Source organism: Rhizobium acaciae (assembly GCF_025941625.1).
GTDB lineage: Bacteria > Pseudomonadota > Alphaproteobacteria > Rhizobiales > Rhizobiaceae > Rhizobium > Rhizobium acaciae.
In genome coordinates this window covers 70,285-89,007 of record NZ_JAPCZO010000010.1, presented here as the reverse complement: position 1 = coordinate 89,007, position 18,723 = coordinate 70,285, and the positions used below count along the sequence as shown (strand labels likewise).

Annotated in this window: 17 protein-coding genes; 7 read left to right on the top strand and 10 right to left on the bottom strand. The window is 61.8% G+C overall.

Translation table 11 applies throughout. From position 1 onward, the window contains the following. Window positions 1–62: 62 nt before the first annotated feature. The gene (locus OLZ32_RS17190) at window positions 63–1,463 is read right to left on the bottom strand and encodes a L,D-transpeptidase family protein (RefSeq protein WP_264399096.1); all 1,401 of its coding nucleotides are present in this window, start codon (window positions 1,461–1,463) and stop codon (window positions 63–65) included. 363 nt (window positions 1,464–1,826) lie between these two features. Between OLZ32_RS17190 and OLZ32_RS17185 the strand changes: the two genes are divergently transcribed. The 3 genes from OLZ32_RS17185 to OLZ32_RS17175 all read left to right on the top strand — a co-directional run bounded on the left by OLZ32_RS17185 (window position 1,827) and on the right by OLZ32_RS17175 (window position 3,494). Further along, entirely contained in the window at window positions 1,827–2,666 is an 840-nt protein-coding gene (locus OLZ32_RS17185) for an aldose 1-epimerase family protein (RefSeq protein WP_003541468.1), read from the top strand. Window positions 2,667–2,737: 71 nt separating this feature from the next. Then, a complete protein-coding gene (locus OLZ32_RS17180; RefSeq protein WP_003541467.1) occupies window positions 2,738–3,076 on the top strand; it encodes a TIGR01244 family sulfur transferase in 339 nt (112 codons plus the stop codon). A gap of 73 nt (window positions 3,077–3,149) precedes the next feature. Continuing rightward, on the top strand, window positions 3,150–3,494 hold the full coding sequence (locus tag OLZ32_RS17175) for a RidA family protein (RefSeq protein ID WP_003541466.1): 345 nt from the start codon (window positions 3,150–3,152) through the stop codon (window positions 3,492–3,494). A gap of 39 nt (window positions 3,495–3,533) precedes the next feature. On the opposite strand, the gene OLZ32_RS17170 is transcribed toward OLZ32_RS17175, so the two are convergent. The 4 genes from OLZ32_RS17170 to OLZ32_RS17155 are packed head-to-tail and all read right to left on the bottom strand — an operon-like array spanning window position 3,534 to window position 8,368. Then, window positions 3,534–5,192, bottom strand: coding sequence for a thiamine pyrophosphate-binding protein (locus OLZ32_RS17170; protein ID WP_264399098.1), 1,659 nt, complete (start codon window positions 5,190–5,192; stop codon window positions 3,534–3,536). Between the two features lie 13 nt (window positions 5,193–5,205). Next, complete coding sequence (locus tag OLZ32_RS17165) at window positions 5,206–6,408, bottom strand: CaiB/BaiF CoA transferase family protein (RefSeq protein WP_017988975.1); 1,203 nt, start codon at window positions 6,406–6,408, stop codon at window positions 5,206–5,208. Between the two features lie 26 nt (window positions 6,409–6,434). After that, window positions 6,435–7,391 (bottom strand): DMT family transporter, encoded by a 957-nt coding sequence (locus OLZ32_RS17160; RefSeq protein ID WP_264421866.1) that lies wholly within the window; start codon window positions 7,389–7,391, stop codon window positions 6,435–6,437. A 32-nt stretch (window positions 7,392–7,423) separates the two neighbouring features. Then, window positions 7,424–8,368, bottom strand: coding sequence for an alpha/beta fold hydrolase (locus tag OLZ32_RS17155; protein WP_264399100.1), 945 nt, complete (start codon window positions 8,366–8,368; stop codon window positions 7,424–7,426). Window positions 8,369–8,527: 159 nt separating this feature from the next. On the opposite strand from OLZ32_RS17155, the gene OLZ32_RS17150 reads away from it, so the two are divergent. The 4 genes from OLZ32_RS17150 to metF all read left to right on the top strand — a co-directional run bounded on the left by OLZ32_RS17150 (window position 8,528) and on the right by metF (window position 13,111). Beyond that, window positions 8,528–9,268, top strand: a complete 741-nt coding sequence (locus OLZ32_RS17150; RefSeq protein WP_264399140.1) for a ribonuclease T2 family protein — start codon at window positions 8,528–8,530, stop codon at window positions 9,266–9,268. A gap of 97 nt (window positions 9,269–9,365) precedes the next feature. Then, window positions 9,366–11,015 (top strand): energy-dependent translational throttle protein EttA, encoded by a 1,650-nt coding sequence (gene ettA / locus OLZ32_RS17145; RefSeq protein ID WP_011652822.1) that lies wholly within the window; start codon window positions 9,366–9,368, stop codon window positions 11,013–11,015. Between the two features lie 166 nt (window positions 11,016–11,181). Continuing rightward, entirely contained in the window at window positions 11,182–12,207 is a 1,026-nt protein-coding gene (locus OLZ32_RS17140; RefSeq protein ID WP_017988971.1) for an ArsR/SmtB family transcription factor, read from the top strand. A gap of 1 nt (window position 12,208) precedes the next feature. Beyond that, a complete protein-coding gene (gene metF / locus OLZ32_RS17135) occupies window positions 12,209–13,111 on the top strand; it encodes a methylenetetrahydrofolate reductase [NAD(P)H] (RefSeq protein WP_264399101.1) in 903 nt (300 codons plus the stop codon). A gap of 464 nt (window positions 13,112–13,575) precedes the next feature. Here metF and OLZ32_RS17130 read toward each other — a convergent pair whose 3' ends face one another. From OLZ32_RS17130 to OLZ32_RS17110, 5 genes are all read right to left on the bottom strand, one after another. Further along, complete coding sequence (locus OLZ32_RS17130; protein ID WP_264399102.1) at window positions 13,576–14,481, bottom strand: DMT family transporter; 906 nt, start codon at window positions 14,479–14,481, stop codon at window positions 13,576–13,578. 104 nt (window positions 14,482–14,585) lie between these two features. Further along, a complete protein-coding gene (locus OLZ32_RS17125) occupies window positions 14,586–15,803 on the bottom strand; it encodes a lytic murein transglycosylase (RefSeq protein ID WP_264399103.1) in 1,218 nt (405 codons plus the stop codon). Between the two features lie 81 nt (window positions 15,804–15,884). Next, a complete protein-coding gene (locus OLZ32_RS17120) occupies window positions 15,885–16,682 on the bottom strand; it encodes a glycoside hydrolase family 25 protein (protein ID WP_264399104.1) in 798 nt (265 codons plus the stop codon). Between the two features lie 125 nt (window positions 16,683–16,807). After that, window positions 16,808–17,482 (bottom strand): class I SAM-dependent methyltransferase, encoded by a 675-nt coding sequence (locus tag OLZ32_RS17115; protein WP_017988966.1) that lies wholly within the window; start codon window positions 17,480–17,482, stop codon window positions 16,808–16,810. Continuing rightward, window positions 17,479–18,723: a DUF3419 family protein gene (locus tag OLZ32_RS17110; RefSeq protein ID WP_003541445.1), complete on the bottom strand. Its 1,245-nt coding sequence runs from the start codon at window positions 18,721–18,723 to the stop codon at window positions 17,479–17,481. Before OLZ32_RS17110 ends, OLZ32_RS17115 begins: the two co-directional genes overlap by 4 nt.

Sequence of the window (18,723 nt, the reverse complement as noted above, 5' to 3'; positions counted from 1 at the left end):
CTGAAACGACAAGGCCGCCGGAGCGTTCCGGCGGCCTTGTCGTTGTTATCGTGAGAATGATTTCAGTCGACGAATTCGACCGTCACTCCCGGCTTGACCATCTTGGCAAGCTCGGTGGCATCCCAGTTGGTCAGCCGGATACAACCGTGGCTCTGAGTGCGGCCGATCTTCGAGGGCTCGGGCGTGCCATGGATGCCGTAGGTCGGCTTGGAGAGAGCCATCCACACGGTGCCGACGGGACCGTTGGGGCCGGGCGGGATGTTGAGAATCTTGTCATTGGCGCCCTGCTGGAAATTGATCTTCGGATTGTAGGTGTAGCCGGGATTGAGGGCGACGCGCTCGACGTTGACCGTGCCTGACGGAGAGGGGGTATCGGTGGAGCCGATCGACGCCGGATAGGCAGCGAGGAGATTGCCGGCGCCGTCATAAGCGAAGACCTGCTTACGGCCCTTGTCGGCGATGATGCGGGCGACCGCGCCGCTCTTCGGCTCGCCCGGATTGACGACCTTGATGACGGTGCCGGGAACGGTGAAGTCGGCGCCGGGGTTCATCTCCTTGAGGAAAGCCTCATCCATGTGGAAACGCTCGGCCAGCATCTCGGTGGTCGAGGTGTAAGCCAGCGACGGCAGCAGCGCCTTATGCGAATAGTCTTCCGGAATCTCGGCGACGAAGGGGCCGGCCGCATCGGCAGGCGTGATTGTATAGCTGACGACGGGCAGCCCGCCGGTCATGCGCAGCTCTTCCAGAATGGCGTCTGTGTTGTTCGGGTCGAGCTTCGAGCCGGTCATCTGATCGTAGGCTAAGATCGCCTTGGTGACGTTCGAACCCATATGGCCGTCGATGACGCCGGGGGAGGCGCCGGCGCGGTCGAGGAAGACCTGCAAAGCGACGATCTCCGGCTTCGATTTGTTGTTCAGCGTGATGACAGGTTCATCGGGTGCGGCCTTCGGCTGATCGGCGGGCGGGATCTGCTGGTCGGGATCGATCGAGGCATAATCGTCGCCGGGCTGCGGATTGCCGATGCTGTTATCCTCGGGATAGAGCTGGTCACCGAGCGGCCGGCGCTCGATCGCGGCATCTCGCGGTATGCCGCCGGTGACAGCGCCGCGCTCGGAATAACGCGTATCGCCATAGGGATTGTTGTCGGAATAATAGGGGTCGTTGCCGTACTGGTCGTTATAGACCTCGCGCGGGCCGGGCCGCGGCGGATAGTAGCCGCGGGCGCGCATCTCGGTGGCGACGACGTTGCCATAGTCGTCGATCAAGACGCGATTGCCGCTACGGTCGCGGGCGTAGATATAGCCGGCTGGAACATAGTCGAGGATTTCACCGCTCGGCGTCACAAGCACGATATCGCTCTGGCGGCGATCGCGGAACTGCTGCGCGCTTGCCTGCGGCGCTGTAGCCGCAAGAGCAGCCAGGACGGCCGCGAGACAAAATGCCGACTTCAAAAAGCGATCCACGTATCATACCTCGATCAGTGACTGGCAGACACACACCTGCGAATTTTGACGCTAGTGTGGAATTTATGAAAGCGTGCTGAACAAAATATGAAAATCACTAAGATTTCCTTTTACTCATAAACGTTTGCGTCCTTGTGTCAGTTCCGCAAAATTCACGGTTGCTGCAAAAACGCAAGATACGGGCGACGCCGATTGACGAATGGCGGCCCGAAACCTAACGCTAGCGCATCATGTTTTCCGAAAATCGATTCCGTTTTTCGCAAAGCATGGTGCGTCGATTCAAAGTGTTAGAGCGTCCTTTGTACGTCCGAAAGGACGCTCGGCGCTCTAAGGGGCCGCCGACAATTCCCCAAGGAGACCGTGATGATCGAATTTGCCGCCGCAAGCGGGCCGCGCCTGATGCTGGACGAAACATCGGTGCTGGATATCGGCGGATGCATCGTCGAAGGCGCCGACATCGCGCCGAAACGCGCCATTCCCGACGACGGAGATCCGCGAATCGATCACTCGCTCGAAGGCTTCCTGTTCACCTGCGGGCCGGACCATATCCGCCACCGCCAACCGATTCCCGGCCGGGACGACGGCAAGGTCTATCCGCTGCACGGATCGGCCTCCGGTCATGCGGCGAAGGTGCTGTGGACGAAGTTCGAGAACGGCAATGCCGAATGCCGGGCCGATATCGACATCACCACCGTCGAGGGACTGCCGCAGCGCATCGAGCGGGTGTGGCGGATCGATGGGGCAACCGGCGAAGTGCGGCTCGAGGACCGGGTCGTCAATACGAGCGATCGGACGGTGCCGACCTTCCTGATGTACCACATGAACACCGGCGGCAAATGGCTGGACGAGGGCACGCGGCTCGAAGGCCGGATGCTGGAAAAGGGCGGTTTCCCCTGGACGTTCGGCGAGGAGCCCGGCGGCATCTTCTGCGTCGCGGCGCCGGCGACAGAGGAGGGATTCGCGGAGATCCGCCTCGGACCGATCGCCGCAATCGGCGGCAGGACGCTGCGGGTGCGTTTCCGCGCCGACACACTGCCCCACCTGCAGGTCTGGCGGAACCAGACGGCGCCGGCCCATATCATCGGCATCGAGCCGGTTTCGCATCGGTGGATATCGCGCGACGAGCTAGAGGCAGCCGGTGAGTTCAACATGCTGGCGCCCGGCGAGAGCCGCAGCTATGCGCTGACCTTTGCCTTCCTGTGAGCGAAGTGTTGTTGACGCTGGCAAACCTCCGTCGTAGACCTTCAGCCCACGATTTTTGAGGAGACAAGACGATGGATATTCGCCAGATCGACGATGAATATTCGGTTTCGGGCCAGATCACGCTTGAGGAGCTCGACGAGATCAAGGCGCTGGGGTTCAAATCGATCGTCTGCCACCGCCCCGACCATGAAAGTCCCGACCAGACGTCGTTCTCGGTTATCGAGGCGCGCGCCAAGGAGCTCGGCCTGAATATCGCCCATGTGCCGGTTGGGCCGATGGGCGTGACCGAGGAAGCCGTGCAGGGCATGGTCGACGCGCTCGACGAATTCCCGCGGCCGATGCTTGGCTATTGCCGTTCCGGCGCACGCTCGACGGCGATCTACCAGAAGACCCACCATATCCGCAATTGAGGCCCGTTCAGGGTACTCATTTTCCGGCGTTGAACCTCAGCGCCGCCACCTTCCATTCACTCAGGAGACTATGATGAGCATCAAGCGTATCGACGTCGGCTCGCGCATGAGCGGCGCCGTCATTCACGGCAATACAGTCTATCTCGCAGGCCAGGTCGGCGAGGGCGAAAGCGTCACCGATCAGTGCAAGTCCTCGCTTGCCGAAGTCGACCGCCTGCTGGCTGCGTCGGGCAGCAGCAAGTCGAAGATCCTGCAGACGATCATCTACCTCGCCGACATCGCCGATTTCGCCGAGATGAACGCCGTCTGGGAAGGCTGGATCGATCCGGCCAATCCGCCGGCCCGCGCCACCAGCGAAGCCAAGCTCGCTGCGCCGAAATACAAGGTCGAGTTCATCATCACGGCCGCACTCGACTAACGTTGAGGCAGCGCTATTCGTCAAAGCCGGTGGGGAAACTCACCGGCTTTTTGTTTGCGCGATTTCCGAGAGCGTGCGCGTCGGCGTAATCGCCTCTGGATCGAGTTTGATTTCGATGATTGCGGGCTTGCCGCTGGTGCGTGCCCGCTCGAAGGCCGGGGCGAATTCCGCCGTGGTTTCCACCGTCTCGCCGTGGCCGCCAAAGGCGCGGGCAAGGGCCGCGAAGTCGGGATTGGTCAGATCCGTGCTGCTGACACGGCCAGGATACTCGCGCTCCTGATGCATGCGGATCGTGCCGTAGATGCCATTGTTGACGACGATTGCGATGATCGGCAGGCCGTAGCGGATGGCGGTGGCGAATTCCTGGCCGTGCATCAGGAAGCAGCCGTCGCCGGCAAAGCAGATGACCTCGCGCTCGGGAAAAAGCCGCTTGGCGGCGACGGCGGCCGGCAGGCCGTAACCCATCGAGCCGGAGGTGGGGGCGGCTTGGGTGTTGAAGCGGCGAAAACGATGGAAGCGGTGCACCCAGGTGGCGTAGTTGCCCGCACCATTGGTGAAGATCGCGTCCTGCCCGGTATTGGCCTCCAGCCATTCCATGATCGGCCCCATATGGACGGCGCCCGGTCCGCTCAAGGGCGGCTTCGACCAGGCGAGATAGGCCTGGTGCAGGCGCGCGGTGCGCTCGGCCCAGAGCGGTTCGGCCGGCGCTTCCAGATCGGCGAGGGCGGCCACGAAATCGGCAGGTGCTGCGCAGATGGCAAGATCCGGACGGTAGATGCGGCCGAGCTCGGAAGCGTCGGGATAGATATGCACCAGCGATTGCTGGGGGTAGGGGATATCGATCAGCGTATAGGACGAGGACGGCATTTCCGACATGCGGCTGCCGAGCAGGATCAGCAGGTCGCTCTCCTTGATCTCTTTTGCCAGCACCGGATTGATGCCGATACCGACATCGCCAGCATAGCAGGGATGGAGATGATCGAACAGCATCTGCCGGCGGAAGGAGCAGCCGACGGGCAACTGGAAACGCTCGGCGAAGCTCTGAATATCGGCGACGGCATCAGCATCCCAGCGCGTGCCGCCAAGGATTACCATCGGCCGCTCGGCTTTCAGCAGGCGGAGATAAAAATCGTCGATCTGCCGGCGGCCGGGATGGGCCTCGACACTGGCATAGTGTCTGGCGCGGGGTGCCTCGACCTCGTCGCGCAGCATGTCCTCCGGCAGCGTCAGCACGACCGGGCCGGGCCGGCCGGAGGTTGCGACCGCAAAGGCGCGGGTGACGAACTCTGGAATGCGGGCCGCATCGTCGATCTCGCCCACCCATTTGGCGAATTCGGTGAAGGCGCGGCGGAACTCGACCTCTTGGAAGGCCTCGCGCTCACGCGCTTCGCGCTGCACCTGGCCGATGAACAGGATCATCGGGATCGAGTCCTGCTTGGCGATATGCAGGCCGGCGGAGGCGTTGGTGGCGCCGGGGCCACGGGTCACCATGCAGATGCCGGGTTCGCCGGTCAGCCGGCCCCAGCAATCCGCCATCATCGCAGCTCCGCCCTCCTGGCGGCAGACGAGGACGTCGATATCGCTGTCGCGCAACGCGTCGAGCACGGCGAGGAAGCTCTCGCCGGGCACGCATGAGAGGCGCTTGACGCCGTTCGCCTTCAGCGCCTCAACGATCAGTTCTCCGCCGGTTTTTTTCATGACGATGCCTTCTTCATGACGATGCCTTCCTCTCGCGCTCGGCGAGTTCCGCCAGAATTTCTGCCTGGTGTTCGCCGAGACGCGGGCTCGGCCTGATATAACGCAGCGGCGTCTCCGACAGCACCACAGGCGTCCTGACACCGGGGATCACCGTTCCGGCGGCATCCGCAAGGTCGATGCGCAGGCCGCGGGCCTGCACCTGCGGATGGGCGAACATTTCCTCGATCGTGTTGATTGCGCCTGATGGAACCGCGTTCTCTTCACAGGCCTTCAGCAGATCCGCCTTCTGCCATTTCAGCGTTTCGGTGGAGACGAGGCGGCGCACTTCGCCGCGATTACCGACGCGGGCCTTGTTGGTGGCGAAACGCTCGTCGCTGGCGATGGTCTCCAGGCCGAGGATGGCGCAGAGGCGGCGGAACTGGCCGTCGTTTCCGACCGCGAGAATGAGGTAACCATCCGCCGTCGGCACGACCTCATAGGGCGAAATATTGGGATGGGCATTGCCGAGGCGGGTCGGCGCCTCGCCGGAGACCAGGTAATTCATGTTCTGATTGGCGAGCACGGCCGATTGCACATCGAGCAGGGCCATGTCGACCAACTGGCCTTCACCGGTCTTCAGGGCATGGATCAGAGCGGCTTCGATCGCCGAGACGGCATAAATGCCGGTGAAGATATCGGCGATGGCGACGCCTGCCTTCATCGGCTGGCCGCCCGGCTCCCCGGTAATCGACATGAAGCCGGACATGCCCTGGACGATGTAATCGTAGCCGGCGAGGCTGGCATAAGGGCCGTTCTGGCCGAAGCCGGTGATCGAGCAATAGACGAGCTTCGGGTTCACCTTGCGCAGGCTGTCATAATCGAGCCCGTATTTGACGAGGCCGCCGAGCTTGAAATTCTCGATGACCACATCGGCGGTGGAGACGAGGCTACGGACGAGATCCTGACCTTCGGCGCTCTTCAGGTCGGCCGTGACGGAGCGCTTGCCGCGATTGGCGGCGTGGTAATAGGCGGCCGAGAGATTCTCGCCGTCGGCGCCCTCGACGAAGGGTGGCCCCCACTGGCGCGTATCGTCGCCGCCGTCGGGATTTTCGACCTTGATGACGTCGGCGCCGAGATCGGCGAGCATCTGTCCCGCCCAAGGGCCGGCGAGCACACGGGCAAGCTCGATCACCCGGATGCCGGCAAGCGGCGGTTTTTTCGTCACGGTCTCCGTCATGTTCCTCCCGGCTCTCGTTCTTAGATTTAGGGCGCCAGCGTCGCCTCTGATGTATCGGATACCGGTTTCGATGCAAAGCGGCGCTCGCGCCAGACAATGTAGAAGCCCGACGCCATGATAATCATGATGCCGAGCCATTTGACCGCATCCGGGAAGTCGCCAAAGACCAGCCAGGCGAAGATCGTCGCCGAGACGATCTCGAAATATTGCAGCGGTGCGAGCGTCGAGGCTGGTGCTGCGCGATAGGCATAGACGCCGAGGATGCCCGATATCGCGGCCATGGCGCCGACGCCAGCGACATAGAACCAGGCGCGGCCATCCGGCATGACCGGATCGAAGAGATCGGAGCCGGTTCCCTGGCCCAGGAAAAGCAGGATGGTGCAGAAGAGCAGGCCCCAGATGCTCATCTGGAACTGCATCGCCCAAGGGTCTTCCCTATGGGAGAGGACGCGGGTCATCAGCACGAAGATGGCTATGCAGAGCGCGCTGACGACAGGCAGAAGCGCGACGTAGCCGACTTCTTCGAAACTCGGCTGAATGATCAGCAACGCCCCGAAGAAGCCGACGCCGCAGGCGCTATAGCGCCGCCAGCCGATCGTCTCCTTCAGGAAGATACCGCCGAGGATCGTCAGCATGATCGGCTCGACGAAGAAGATCGCAATCGCGTCGGCGACCGCCATGTATTTCAGCGTGGTGACGAAGGAGATCATCGAGATCGTGATGATCGCGCCGCGGATGGCATGGAACAGGTTCTGGCGCCAGGAAAAATCGGCAAAGCTGCGCCGCCATATCACAATCGGCAACATGCAGAGCGCCTGTACGGCGAAGCGGCCGGCGGTGATCTCCGCGGACGGGACTGTGATGATGGCAAGCTTGGCGAAAATATCGATGAGCGGCGAGAACATCACCGAGACAAACATCAGCACAAGCGCCATCGTCACGTCGGAGGCGGACGAAACGGAGCGGGCGGAAGTGCTGTTCATGATGAAATCTCTGTACTCAGGATATTGGTCACTCAGGATATTGATCGCTCAGGATCTCGCGACTGCCCGTCGCACCAGTCCGCGAAGGTCGCGATCGCCGCATCCGCGCCGATCTCATTCAGCGTCTCGTGCCGCATGTCCTGATATATCTGAGTGCTGATACGGGAGAAACCTTGGCCTTTCAAATGGTTTGACAGCCAGAGCACGGCTTTTCCACGTTCCGTCGCCGGGTCTTCTCCGCCGCCGACGAGATGGATCGGCATGTCCCGCGGCAGCCGGTCGAGGTGGATTTTCTGCGGCGCGCGGAAGGTCAGTTCGAAGAGATCGAGCCAGAGAGAGACCGAGGCGTCAAAGCCGCAGAGCGGATCGGCGACATATTTGTCGACTTCATCAGGTCTGCGCGACAGCCAGTCGAACTCGGTGCGGCGGCCGGGAATGGATTTGCCCCAGGTGCTGAAGGTGAGCTTCGGCAGCAAGCCGCTCGGCACGTCGGAGCCCTTCAGCATGCGCTCGGCAAGCAGGATCGCCTGGGCGGCTCGGCCGGCAAGGCCGACGGCGAAATTCGAATTCCAGACGGCGACGGCATCGAAGTCGGCCGGAGCCGTGACGGCTGCATTGAGGGCGATGAGGCCGCCCATCGAATGGCCGAAAAGGATCACCGGCAGGCCGGGATGGCGGGAGGCCGCATGGCCACGCATGGCGATGACGTCGCCGATCACCCTTTCGACGCCGCTGCGCCGGGCAAAGCGGCCGATCGGCGCATCGGGTGCCGTCGTCTCCCCGTGGCCTCGATGATCATGGGCATAGACATGATAACCGCGCGCGGCCATCGCCTCGGCAAAGACGCGGTATCGTTTCGAATGTTCGGCCAAGCCATGCGATATCAACAGGATGCCGCGTGGAGGGGTGATGGCCTCGGCATGGTGATAGGCCAGCGACGCCCCTGGCACGGCGAGCCTTTGCGTTTCAGAAAACATGTGCGTCCTCCCGGCGGCAACAGACCAGATCGCCGGGTAATTGCAACATGGGCATTTGATTATCTGAAAACAATTTGCGGCCTTGTTGCGATTCAGGGTTGCGGCCTTTTGATTTTGATGCTTATTTGTTCCTGTATTGTTCTTTTTTTGGGGGTTGAAATGAGCAGCATGCAGTTGCGTACCTTGTCGTTCGCCGTGTCGATGATTGTTGCCGGCGCCGCCGTGGCGCAGGAGGCTGGCGGGCGCACCCGTTTCATTCTGGCGGCGAGCTGGCAGCCGGCCTTTTGCCAGTCGAATCAGAAGAAAGCCGAGTGTGCGAGCCAGACCGGCGAGCGCCCCGACGCGACGAACTTTTCGTTGCACGGACTTTGGCCGATGCGGCAGGATTATTGCGGCGTGAGCGCCGAGCAGAAGGCTGCCGACAAGGATGGCGACTGGAACAAACTGCCGGAGGTCACGCTTGCGGCCGAGACGAAGACGGCGCTCGCAAAGGCGATGCCCGGCACGCAATCCGGTCTGGAACGGCATGAATGGGTGAAGCATGGCACCTGCACGAAGATGAGCGCCGACGACTATTTCGGCGTCGGCGTGCATCTCGTAAGCGCGCTCAACGCGTCGGCGGTGCGCGATCTTTTCGCTGCCAATATCGGCAAGCCGGTCAAGGCCGACGCGATCAAAGCGGCTTTCGACAAGAGCTTCGGGCCGGGTGCCGGCGACCGCGTCAAGATGAGTTGCCGGCGGGCCGGCAATGTCAGGATGATCAGCGAGCTGACGATCGGGCTTTCGGAAGCCGCCGGGGCGGCATCGGCGAAAACTACCGGCCTCGCCGACCTGATCCAGGGCGCTGGAAAAACGTCGTTCGGCTGTGACGAGGGCGTCGTCGACGCTGCGGGCTTTTGAGCGGAAATCCTGAGTAAACCGGGTTTGGCGTTGCCCGCAGGCGCTGTTTCGCCTACATAGCGGCACAATCGAAGTTTCCCGCCCGGAGCAGCGCAGCATGGCACGTCAGTTCATCTATCATATGTCCGGCCTCAACAAGGCCTATGGCAACAAGAAGATCCTGGAGAATATCCACCTTTCGTTCTACCCGGATGCCAAGATCGGTATCCTTGGTCCGAACGGCGCGGGTAAATCCACCGTGCTGCGCATCATCGCAGGTCAGGACAAGGAGTACACCGGCGAAGCCTGGCTCGCCGAAGGTGCGACGGTCGGCTATCTGGAGCAGGAGCCGCATCTCGATCCCAACAAGACGGTGTTCGAGAATGTCATGGAAGGCGTTGCCTCGAAGACGGCTGTCCTGGATCGCTATAATGAATTGATGATGAACTATTCCGACGAGACGGCGGAAGAGGGCGCCAAGCTTCAGGACGTCATCGACAGCCAGAACCTCTGGGATCTGGAAAGCCAGGTCGAGATGGCGATGGAAGCCCTGCGCTGCCCGCCGCGCGACGCCGAAGTCACCAGCCTTTCCGGTGGTGAGCGTCGCCGTGTCGCGCTCTGCCGCCTGCTGCTTTCGCAGCCGGATCTGCTGCTGCTCGACGAACCGACCAACCACCTGGACGCCGAAACCATCGCCTGGCTCGAAAAACATCTGCGCGACTATCCGGGCGCCGTGATGATGATTACCCACGATCGCTACTTCCTGGACAACGTCACCGGATGGATCCTCGAACTCGACCGCGGCCGTGGCATCCCCTACGAAGGCAACTACTCTGCATACCTGCAGGCGAAAGCCAAGCGCATGCTGCAGGAAAGCCGCGAAGACGCATCGCGCCAGAAGGCGATCAGCCGCGAACAGGAATGGATCGCGTCCAGCCCGAAGGCCCGTCAGGCCAAATCCAAGGCGCGTATCAAGTCCTACGAGCAGTTGGTGGATGCCGCCGAGAAGCAGCGTCCCGGCGACGCGCAGATCATCATCCCGGTCAGCGAGCGCCTCGGCCAGGTGGTCATCGAGATGGACGGCATCACCAAGGGCTTCGAGGGCCGCACGCTGATCAACGATCTGTCGATCAAGCTGCCGCCAGGCGGCATCGTCGGCATCATCGGCCCGAACGGCGCCGGTAAGACGACGCTATTCAGGATGATCACCGGCCAGGAAACGCCGGATGGCGGTTCGATCCGCATCGGCGAGACCGTGCATCTCGGTTATGTCGACCAGAGCCGTGACACCCTTGCGGCCGACAAGACGGTCTGGGAGGAAATCTCCGGCGGCGCCGAAATCATCAAGCTCGGCAAGTTCGACATGAACTCCCGTGCCTATTGCGGCGCCTTCAACTTCAAGGGCGGCGATCAGCAGCAGAAGGTCGGCAATCTCTCGGGTGGTCAGCGCAACCGTGTTCACCTTGCCAAGATGCTGAAGGCCGGCGGCAACGTTCTGCTGCTCGACGAACCGACCAACGACCTCGATACGGAAACGCTGGGTGCCTTGGAAAATGCGCTGGAGAACTTTGCTGGCTGCGCCATCATCATCAGCCACGATCGCATGTTCCTCGACCGTCTGGCGACGCATATCCTCGCTTTCGAAGGCGACGGCCATGTCGAATGGTTCGAAGGCAACTTCGAGGATTATGAACAGGACAAGGTGCGCCGCCTCGGCCCCGATGCCCTTAACCCGGGCAGCCAGGCCCACAAGCGCCTGACGCGCTGATTTATTCCACCTGTTTTCGCTTGCGTGAGCCCCGGTTTGACCGGGGCTTTTTCATGTCTGCCTCTGTCGCAATCTGAGCAGCCAATTTCGCGGAGAGTGCGAATTGTCGCTTGCCACCGCTTTTCAAATCACATAAAGATATCTTTATATCTTGATTGGATCGAAGATGAGCGAACCCTTGAAGCTTGGACTGGATGCGCTGGTGGACGTCTTGAAGGCGGCCGGCGAGCCCACGCGCCTGCGTCTTCTGGCGCTTCTGGACGGCGGCGATCTGACGGTGACCGATCTTACCGAAATTCTCGGCCAATCCCAGCCCCGCATCTCCCGCCACCTGAAGCTGCTCGGCGAGGCCGAACTGATTGAACGCTACCAGGAGGGCGCCTGGGCCTATTTCCGCCTCAAGCAGGACGGTAAGGCCGCCATGCTGGTGCGGGCGTTGCTGAAGCATGTTTCCGAGAACGATCCGACCATCCTTCGCGACGGCGAGCGGCTTTCGCAGGTCAAGCGCCAGCGCGCAGAGCGGGCACAGGCCTATTTCAGCCGCAACGCGGCCGAATGGGACGAGCTTCGCCGCCTGCATGCCGCCGATGAGGAGGTCGACGCTGCCGTCATCCGGCTGCTCGGCAGCCAGCCGATCGATTCGCTGCTCGATCTCGGCACCGGCACCGGCCGCATCCTCGAACTCCTGTCCGGGCTCTACCGCCGGGCGACCGGCGTCGATGCCAGCCGCGACATGCTGAGTGTGGCGCGCGCCAATCTCGACAAGTCACGCATCACCAAGGCCACCGTGCGCCACGCCGATATCCTGAACCTGCCTTTCGAGGGACAGGATTTCGATCTGGTGACGATCCATCAGGTGCTGCATTTCTTCGATCAGCCGGAGATTGCGATCGCTGAAGCGGCGCGCATGCTCCGGCCGGGCGGCCGGCTCGTGGTCATCGACCTTGCGCCGCACACGCTCGAATATCTCCGCGACGAGCATGCGCATGTCCGTCTCGGCTTTTCGCACCAGGCGATGTCCGACTGGTTGCGCAAGACCGGGCTCGACGTCGAACAGGTCGTCGATCTTCATCCGGGTCAGCAAGGCGGGCAGGGGTTGACGGTCACCGTCTGGCTCGCGCGCGATCCGAGGCGCCTCATGGCTTCGCAGACGAGCGAAGGCGCCGAACCTACATTTGCCGGGAGGGTATGACATGGTTTTGAAAAACGAAGCGCGCGGCCGCAGCATCAGGGTCTCCTTCGAATTCTTCCCGCCGAAATCGGAGGAGATGGAAGGGCAGCTCTGGCATACCGTCAGCGAACTGCAGGATTGGGACCCGGATTTCGTGTCGGTAACCTATGGCGCCGGCGGCACCACCAGAGCGCCGACGCTGACCACGGTCACGCGGTTCCTGTCGCAGACGCCGCTTGCCACCGCCTCGCATCTCACCTGCGTCGGCGCGACGAAGGAAGAGACGCATCAGGTGGTCGACACGTTCCGCAAAGCCGGCGTGACGCATTTTGTGGCGCTGCGCGGCGATGCGCCCGGCGGTGCCGGCGCGCCCTACCAGCCGCATCCCGGCGGTTATGCCAATGCGGCGGAGCTGGTGGCCGGCCTGAAGGAAATCGGCGATTTCGAGATTTCGGTTTCCGCCTATCCGGAAAAACACCCGGAAAGCCGCGACACGGCGGCCGATATCGACATGCTGAAGCGCAAGGCCGACAATGGCGCCGACCGGGCATTGACGCAGTTCTTCTTCGACAACGACAATTTCGAGCGTTACCTGGAGCGAGTGCGCGGCGCCGGCATCTCGATCCCTGTCGTGCCCGGCATCATGCCGATCCAGAACCTGACGCAGCTGAAGCGTTTCGCCGGGGCCTGCGGCACTATCATCCCCGCCTTTCTCGACGAGCGCTTTGCAGGCTTCGACGACAAGCCCGAGGAGCGGGCGAAGGTCGCCGCCGAAGTCGCTGCCGAACAGATCGAAGATCTCGTCCGGCGCGGCATCCACGACTTCCATCTCTATACGATGAACCGTGCGCCGCTGGTTTCCGCCGTGCTCGACAATCTCGGCCTCTCACGCCGGCAAACAAAAAGTGCTGGCGCAGCCGCCTGATCCTTTCGGGACGTCCAAAAATGAAAAGCGCATGTCGGGCGGGACATGCGCTTTTTCGTTGGCGGATTGATCAGCTATTCAGGAGTTTAGGCACTATCAGTCATTACACTTTCGTCGGCCAGCTCAGATGAAGAGCATGGACAAGACGAAAGCAAACGCTGCACTGACCAACAGAACATTCAAGGATTGCGTGAGTCCCATGTCTGTCTCCTCGCGTTAACCGGCCGATAATATGTCTGAAATATGTCGGTTGGAAAGCGGATCTTATGCTGCGCTGCAGAAGGGTTCGGTGGATAAGTCGAATAGTGTTTCGGCAAGCGTTTGAAATTATTTGTTAATTTCCAACAAATTTTTGTTCACAGATTTTAACATGCCGTTAAATCGGGCGATTGCGCATTTACCTATGCGCCCAAAACATGGCGGGATCGCAACCGGTTGAAAACATGCGGAATTCGCAACCGGTTTCAGGCGGCCTTGGCCAGCAGGCGATAGGCGCGGCCGTCGAGTATGACGAGGCCGAAACCGATCAGCGCCATGCCGGCAAACTCGCTCAGTGCGAGCCTTTCGCCGAGGAAGAGCACGCCGAGAAGGATGGCGCTCGGCGGCACCAGCAGGGTGACGAGCGAGGCATTGGTGGCGCCGGCCGCCGCCATGATCCGGAAATAGAGGATGTAGCCGAAGGCAGTCGACAGCAGCGCCAATGCCAGGACTGCGAGGAGGGCATCGAGCGGCGGTGCGGCAAGCGCCCATGGGCGATCGGCCAGCAGCGACAGCGGCAGCGCAATCAGCGAAGAGGCGGTCAACTGGCCGGCTGCGGTGACAGGGGCGGGAACATTCTTGAAGCGTTTTCCGTAAGTGGCGGCGAAACCATAGGAGATCGCGGCAAGCACGGGAAGAAGCAGCGCCCAGAGCGGGGCTTCGCCACCAGCCGACATGCCGGGGCCGATCAGCACGATCGTTCCGGCCAGCCCGACCAGGCAGCCGGCGATCTTTGCCGGCGACAGCTTCTCGTCTGAGGTGAAGTAGTTGGCGATCAGCACGGTCCAGATTGGCGTCGTCGCATTCAGGATCGCTGCAAGACCGGCCCCGATCCGGGTCTGGCCGAAGAAGATCAGCGCATGCGGCAGGGCATTGTTGATGAGCCCGAGGATCAGGAATTCACGCCAGCGGGCCTTGAGGATCGCATAGAATTCAAAACGGCCGGCGATATAGATATGCAGCGCCAGCGCCGCGAGCAGCAGCCTGAAGAAGACGAGAGTCAGCGGCGGCACGTGCTGGACAGCGATGCGAGCAAAGAAGAACGAACCGCCCCAGATCAGGCCGAGCAGAACCAGCAGACCCCAGGTCCAGGCATTCATTCTGCTGTCCATGCCGATTCCTCCATCGCAAGCCGCTCGCTTGATGCTTTAGCGCAGGCGGCGAACGGCGCCACCCGTTTCTTGCGAAGCGGGCGGCGGCAGGGCGTCAGCTGAGATCAGAGGGCGTTGAGAAGGGCAGGCGTCGCCCAGCCGTCGGCCGGCATGCCGAGGCGCTGCTGTTCCTTCTGGATCGCGACACGCGTGCCGGAGCCGAGGATGCCATCAATCTCACCGACATCATGGCCGAGCGACTGCAGCTTGGTCTGCAGCGCCTTCATCTGGTCGCTGGCAAGCCCCTGTTCCGGCACGCCCTTGAGATAGGGTTCGGCGCCCGAAAGGCGTGTCCCGAAATAGGCGGCCGAGGTCGTGTAGATGAACGACTTGTTCCATTCGAGATAGATCTTGAAATTGGGATAGGCGATGAAAGCCGGTCCCATGCGGCCCTGCGGCAGCACGAGGTCGCCTTCGAGATCGCCGAAAGCTGTATTGCCGTCGCGCGGCTTGACGCCGAGTGCGAACCATTCGGCGGCCTTCATCGTGCCGCCAAGACCGGATTTCTCGAAGGGCAAGTTATCGGGCACGGTCACTTCCTGCAGCCAGGGCTGGCCGCGCTCGAAGCCGAGGTGCTGGATGAATTTCGCCGCCGTCAGGATGGCGTCCGGGCTGCTCTGTTTCAGGCGGACATGGCCGTCACCGTCGCCGTCCATGCCATAGGCAATGATGTCGCGCGGCAGCATCTGCACCTGGCCGATCTCGCCGGCCCAGGCGCCGGTATTGGTGGCGGGGTCGAGGTCGCCATGCTGGACCATCTCGATAAGGGCGATCAGCTGCGGACGGAAAAGTTCCGGGCGGCGGCAATCATGCGACAGCGTTACCAGGGCGTTGCGGGTGTTGAAATCGCCTTGGACGGCGCCGAAATCGGTTTCCATCGCCCAGAAGGCGGTGATGACGCCGGGGGGGACACCAAATTCCTGCTCAGCGCGGGCAAAGACGTCGGCATATTGCTTCATCTTCTGGCGGCCAATGTCGAGGCGGGCCTGGCTGACGGTGCGCTGGGAGAATTCCAGGAAGGTCTGCTTGAAGACGCCTTGGGCGCGATCCCGGCTCAGGACCTTGGGATCGATATCGGCGCCGGCGAAGGCCTCGTCGGCGGCTGCGGCACTGGCGCCGGCTGCGACGGCATCTTTCTTCAGGCCTTCGAGGAAGGCGGACAGATCGCCGCCGCAGGGTGCTGCCGGGGCTGCGTCCGGCGCCTGCTGGGCGGCCGCGCCGCCTACGAGGGCGAGGGCAAACAGAAGGGCGAGTGCAGAGCGGCTTGCGAGCGAGCGGTGCATGGATGCGGTCCTTATATCAAACAGATTGCCGTCGCTTTCACAGACGAATGTGACGGAAGCAAGAAACATCGCAAGACGTTACTAAGAATTTCTATCCTTGGAAACGGTGGCGACCCAATTGTTCCAGTTCTTTGCGCTGCCGGCAAAAACATTGATATCGGTCGCCCCACTGATGCCGGGAATAACCCCGGTCGAGGTGTATTGCCAGAAGGCCCAGCGGCGGTCGGAATAGGTCACCTCGGGGTGTTTTGCCACCGAACGGACCCAGAAATGATAATCCTGGAAGTAGCCGGCGAGATTTTCGCGGTGGAAATCGACCGAGGTATAGATGATCGGGCGCTTGCCGTAATAGGCTTCCAGCCGGTCCATGAAACGCTGCATTTCGGCGCGCACCGTTTCAGCGTCGGGACGGTAGCGGCAGGTCTTCGATTCGGCGTTCCATTCGACGTCGAGCACCGGTGGCAGGCGCATGGCCTCCTTCGGCACGTTGCGGATGAACCAGTCGGCTTGCTGATCGGCGGAGGAGCAGAAATAGTAGAAATGATAGGGAGCGTGCGGGATGCCGGCGGCGCGGGCCTCTCGCCAGTATTCGTCGAAGCGCGGGTCGACCCTGTCCTTGCCTTCGGTGGCCTTGATGAAGGCGAAGGCGACGCCGGAATTCTTCACCGAGCCCCAGTCGATATCGCCCTGCCATTTGGAAATATCGATACCGTGCACCTGGTTCTGCTGCGGATGCTTTGCTCCGAAATCCTGGGGATCGGTGTCCTTGAAGCGCGTCTTCGGCTTGATCGAGGCCGTTTCGAGGTAGTCATAACCGGAGGAACTGCAGCCGGCCAAAAGGACGGCCAAGGGCAAAACGCAAAACAAAAGCCGGCGCATGGGCGTCCCGTCGTAGCTCGAATGATCTCTTTGCCCCACAACCTGACCTTCGAAAAAGACGAGTCAGCAGAGGATAACCCTCTTTTCACCATATCAACGTAAAAAATCGGTTAGTTTCAAGCGAATTATGAGCGCTTGCTGATAATAGCTGCCCGCCAGGCATAACCGCCGCCGACGGTATCGAACAACAATGTCGCGTTGTTTTCATGGGCTTGCGCTTCCAGGACCTCGCGCAGATCGGGGCGCGGGGTGACGTGGAATTTCGCAAGCCAGGACTGCAGCATGCGCCGGAACCAGCCCGGCAAGCCTTCCTGCTGGCCGAAATCGACGATGTGTAGCTGGCCGCCGGGATTGAGGGCGGCGATCGATGCATCGACGGCGCGCTCCCAGTCCGGGATCATCGACAGGGCATAGGAAATCAGGATGCGGTCGAAGCCGCTGACGCCGAATTCGCGTGGTGTGAACGCCGTGGCGTCGGCGACGCGGAAATCCGGGATCGTCGCCTTGGTGGCGAAGGTCTTGCGCGCCGAAATCAGCATTTCCTGGGAAATGTCGAGGCCGAACAGCTTGGCGGTCGGGAAATGCCGATGGGCGAAAGCCATGTTGCGCCCCGTGCCGCAGCCGACTTCAAGCAGCGTGCCGCCTTCGGGCACGTCGAGATTGCGGATCGTGCTGTCGCGGCCGAGAAGATAATATTTACGGGTCAGGTCGTAGATATGGCGCTGGTAGCGGTACATGCCATCCATGAGGCTGGCATGTTCATCGCTCTGTCCTGCCGTCTCGGTGCCGACCTTGCTCACGCTTTCTTCCCGTAAATGTGGAAGCCGCCGTAGATTGCCGAGCGATCGAGCGCAGTCAGTTCACGCGACTTCTCTTCGAAGTAATTCCATTGGTCGCGGATCGCCGGAGCCAGGCGGCCTTCGATGATGCTTTTTTCGGCGGCGGTGCGGAAGATCACGCGGGCGCCTTCGCGCGCCGTGCGGGTGATTTCCGTCCAGACGTCGTTCAACTGCTCGTCCGTCATCCAGTCCTGTGCGTCGAGCAGGATGTAGCGGTCGCGTGAGGCGGCCGGCTCGCGGGCCAGAAGCTCGGTGAAGCTTGCGTGGTGAACGTTGACGCGGTCGACATTGGCGCGGATCACCTGATAGTGCTCCGACTTCAGATAGGTCGGCAGCGGGCCTTCCGCTTCGGTGCCGTAGCGGCGGCCGAAGGCCTGCCAGGCGAAATAGTTGTCGCTCATCGGGAAATGACAGGCGAGCTTTTCCAGGCGGTGCTTCAGCACCGGCGCGATCGAATGATCGGCGGCAAGGCTTGCGAGTTCATCATATTGCTGCGGCGGAATGCCGAGGCCGAAGAGCGAGCTCTTCCGACCGGTGATCCAGCGCACGACCGGCTTTTCGAAGAGCGGCGCGATCTGTTCGTCGAAGAACTGGCGCTGCTCGCGGATCGAGCGGGTCTTGGTCATCTCGCGCAGCTTGACGCCATGCAGGCGGGCAAGAAGGTGAGCGGCGCCGATGAAGCGGCCGAGCAGGCCCGTTTCGTAAATGTTGCGGTCGAAGACTGTGACGCGGCGACGGCCGAACTTACGGCCGTTCCAGTAGCTGCGGGTCGCCTCGTCGAGACGGGCGGCGAGATGCTGGTCGTAGGCGCGGCTGTTCGACTTCTCGTTCGGCATTGCCAGGAAGCGGACGAGATCGGCATGGCCGGGAAGGTGCTTGAAGGCGGCAAGCTTCAGGCGGTTCAGCGCGATGTGGTGCGGGTTGAGATCGACGACGTCGATCGAGGCCGGCGCTTTGGAGAGATAGGCGAGCATGTTGCAGCCGCCGGAGCCGATGGTGACGATGCGATGGTTTGGCTTCAGCTCCATCGCCTGCATGTCGAGATCCGGATCCTCCCAGATCTGCGGATAGACGAGGCCGGAGAAGAGAAGGCCGAAGAGACGCTCGGAAAAGCCATCCTTCGAAAAAGCCTTATGGCGAAGAAGGGCGTCCTTGAGTTTCCGGTTCTTGCGGAAGCCGGCATCCGGTGCAAATTCTGACAT

Coding starts and splice junctions, on each gene's coding strand:
- OLZ32_RS17185 (WP_003541468.1), top strand. CDS start 1,827: ATGATCGAATTTGCCGCCGCAAGCGGGCCGCGCCTGATGCTGGACGAA.
- OLZ32_RS17180 (WP_003541467.1), top strand. CDS start 2,738: ATGGATATTCGCCAGATCGACGATGAATATTCGGTTTCGGGCCAGATC.
- OLZ32_RS17175 (WP_003541466.1), top strand. CDS start 3,150: ATGAGCATCAAGCGTATCGACGTCGGCTCGCGCATGAGCGGCGCCGTC.
- OLZ32_RS17170 (WP_264399098.1), bottom strand. CDS start 5,192: ATGAAAAAAACCGGCGGAGAACTGATCGTTGAGGCGCTGAAGGCGAAC.
- OLZ32_RS17165 (WP_017988975.1), bottom strand. CDS start 6,408: ATGACGGAGACCGTGACGAAAAAACCGCCGCTTGCCGGCATCCGGGTG.
- OLZ32_RS17160 (WP_264421866.1), bottom strand. CDS start 7,391: ATGAACAGCACTTCCGCCCGCTCCGTTTCGTCCGCCTCCGACGTGACG.
- OLZ32_RS17155 (WP_264399100.1), bottom strand. CDS start 8,368: ATGTTTTCTGAAACGCAAAGGCTCGCCGTGCCAGGGGCGTCGCTGGCC.
- OLZ32_RS17150 (WP_264399140.1), top strand. CDS start 8,528: ATGAGCAGCATGCAGTTGCGTACCTTGTCGTTCGCCGTGTCGATGATT.
- ettA (WP_011652822.1), top strand. CDS start 9,366: ATGGCACGTCAGTTCATCTATCATATGTCCGGCCTCAACAAGGCCTAT.
- OLZ32_RS17140 (WP_017988971.1), top strand. CDS start 11,182: ATGAGCGAACCCTTGAAGCTTGGACTGGATGCGCTGGTGGACGTCTTG.
- metF (WP_264399101.1), top strand. CDS start 12,209: ATGGTTTTGAAAAACGAAGCGCGCGGCCGCAGCATCAGGGTCTCCTTC.
- OLZ32_RS17130 (WP_264399102.1), bottom strand. CDS start 14,481: ATGGACAGCAGAATGAATGCCTGGACCTGGGGTCTGCTGGTTCTGCTC.
- OLZ32_RS17125 (WP_264399103.1), bottom strand. CDS start 15,803: ATGCACCGCTCGCTCGCAAGCCGCTCTGCACTCGCCCTTCTGTTTGCC.
- OLZ32_RS17120 (WP_264399104.1), bottom strand. CDS start 16,682: ATGCGCCGGCTTTTGTTTTGCGTTTTGCCCTTGGCCGTCCTTTTGGCC.
- OLZ32_RS17110 (WP_003541445.1), bottom strand. CDS start 18,723: ATGTCAGAATTTGCACCGGATGCCGGCTTCCGCAAGAACCGGAAACTC.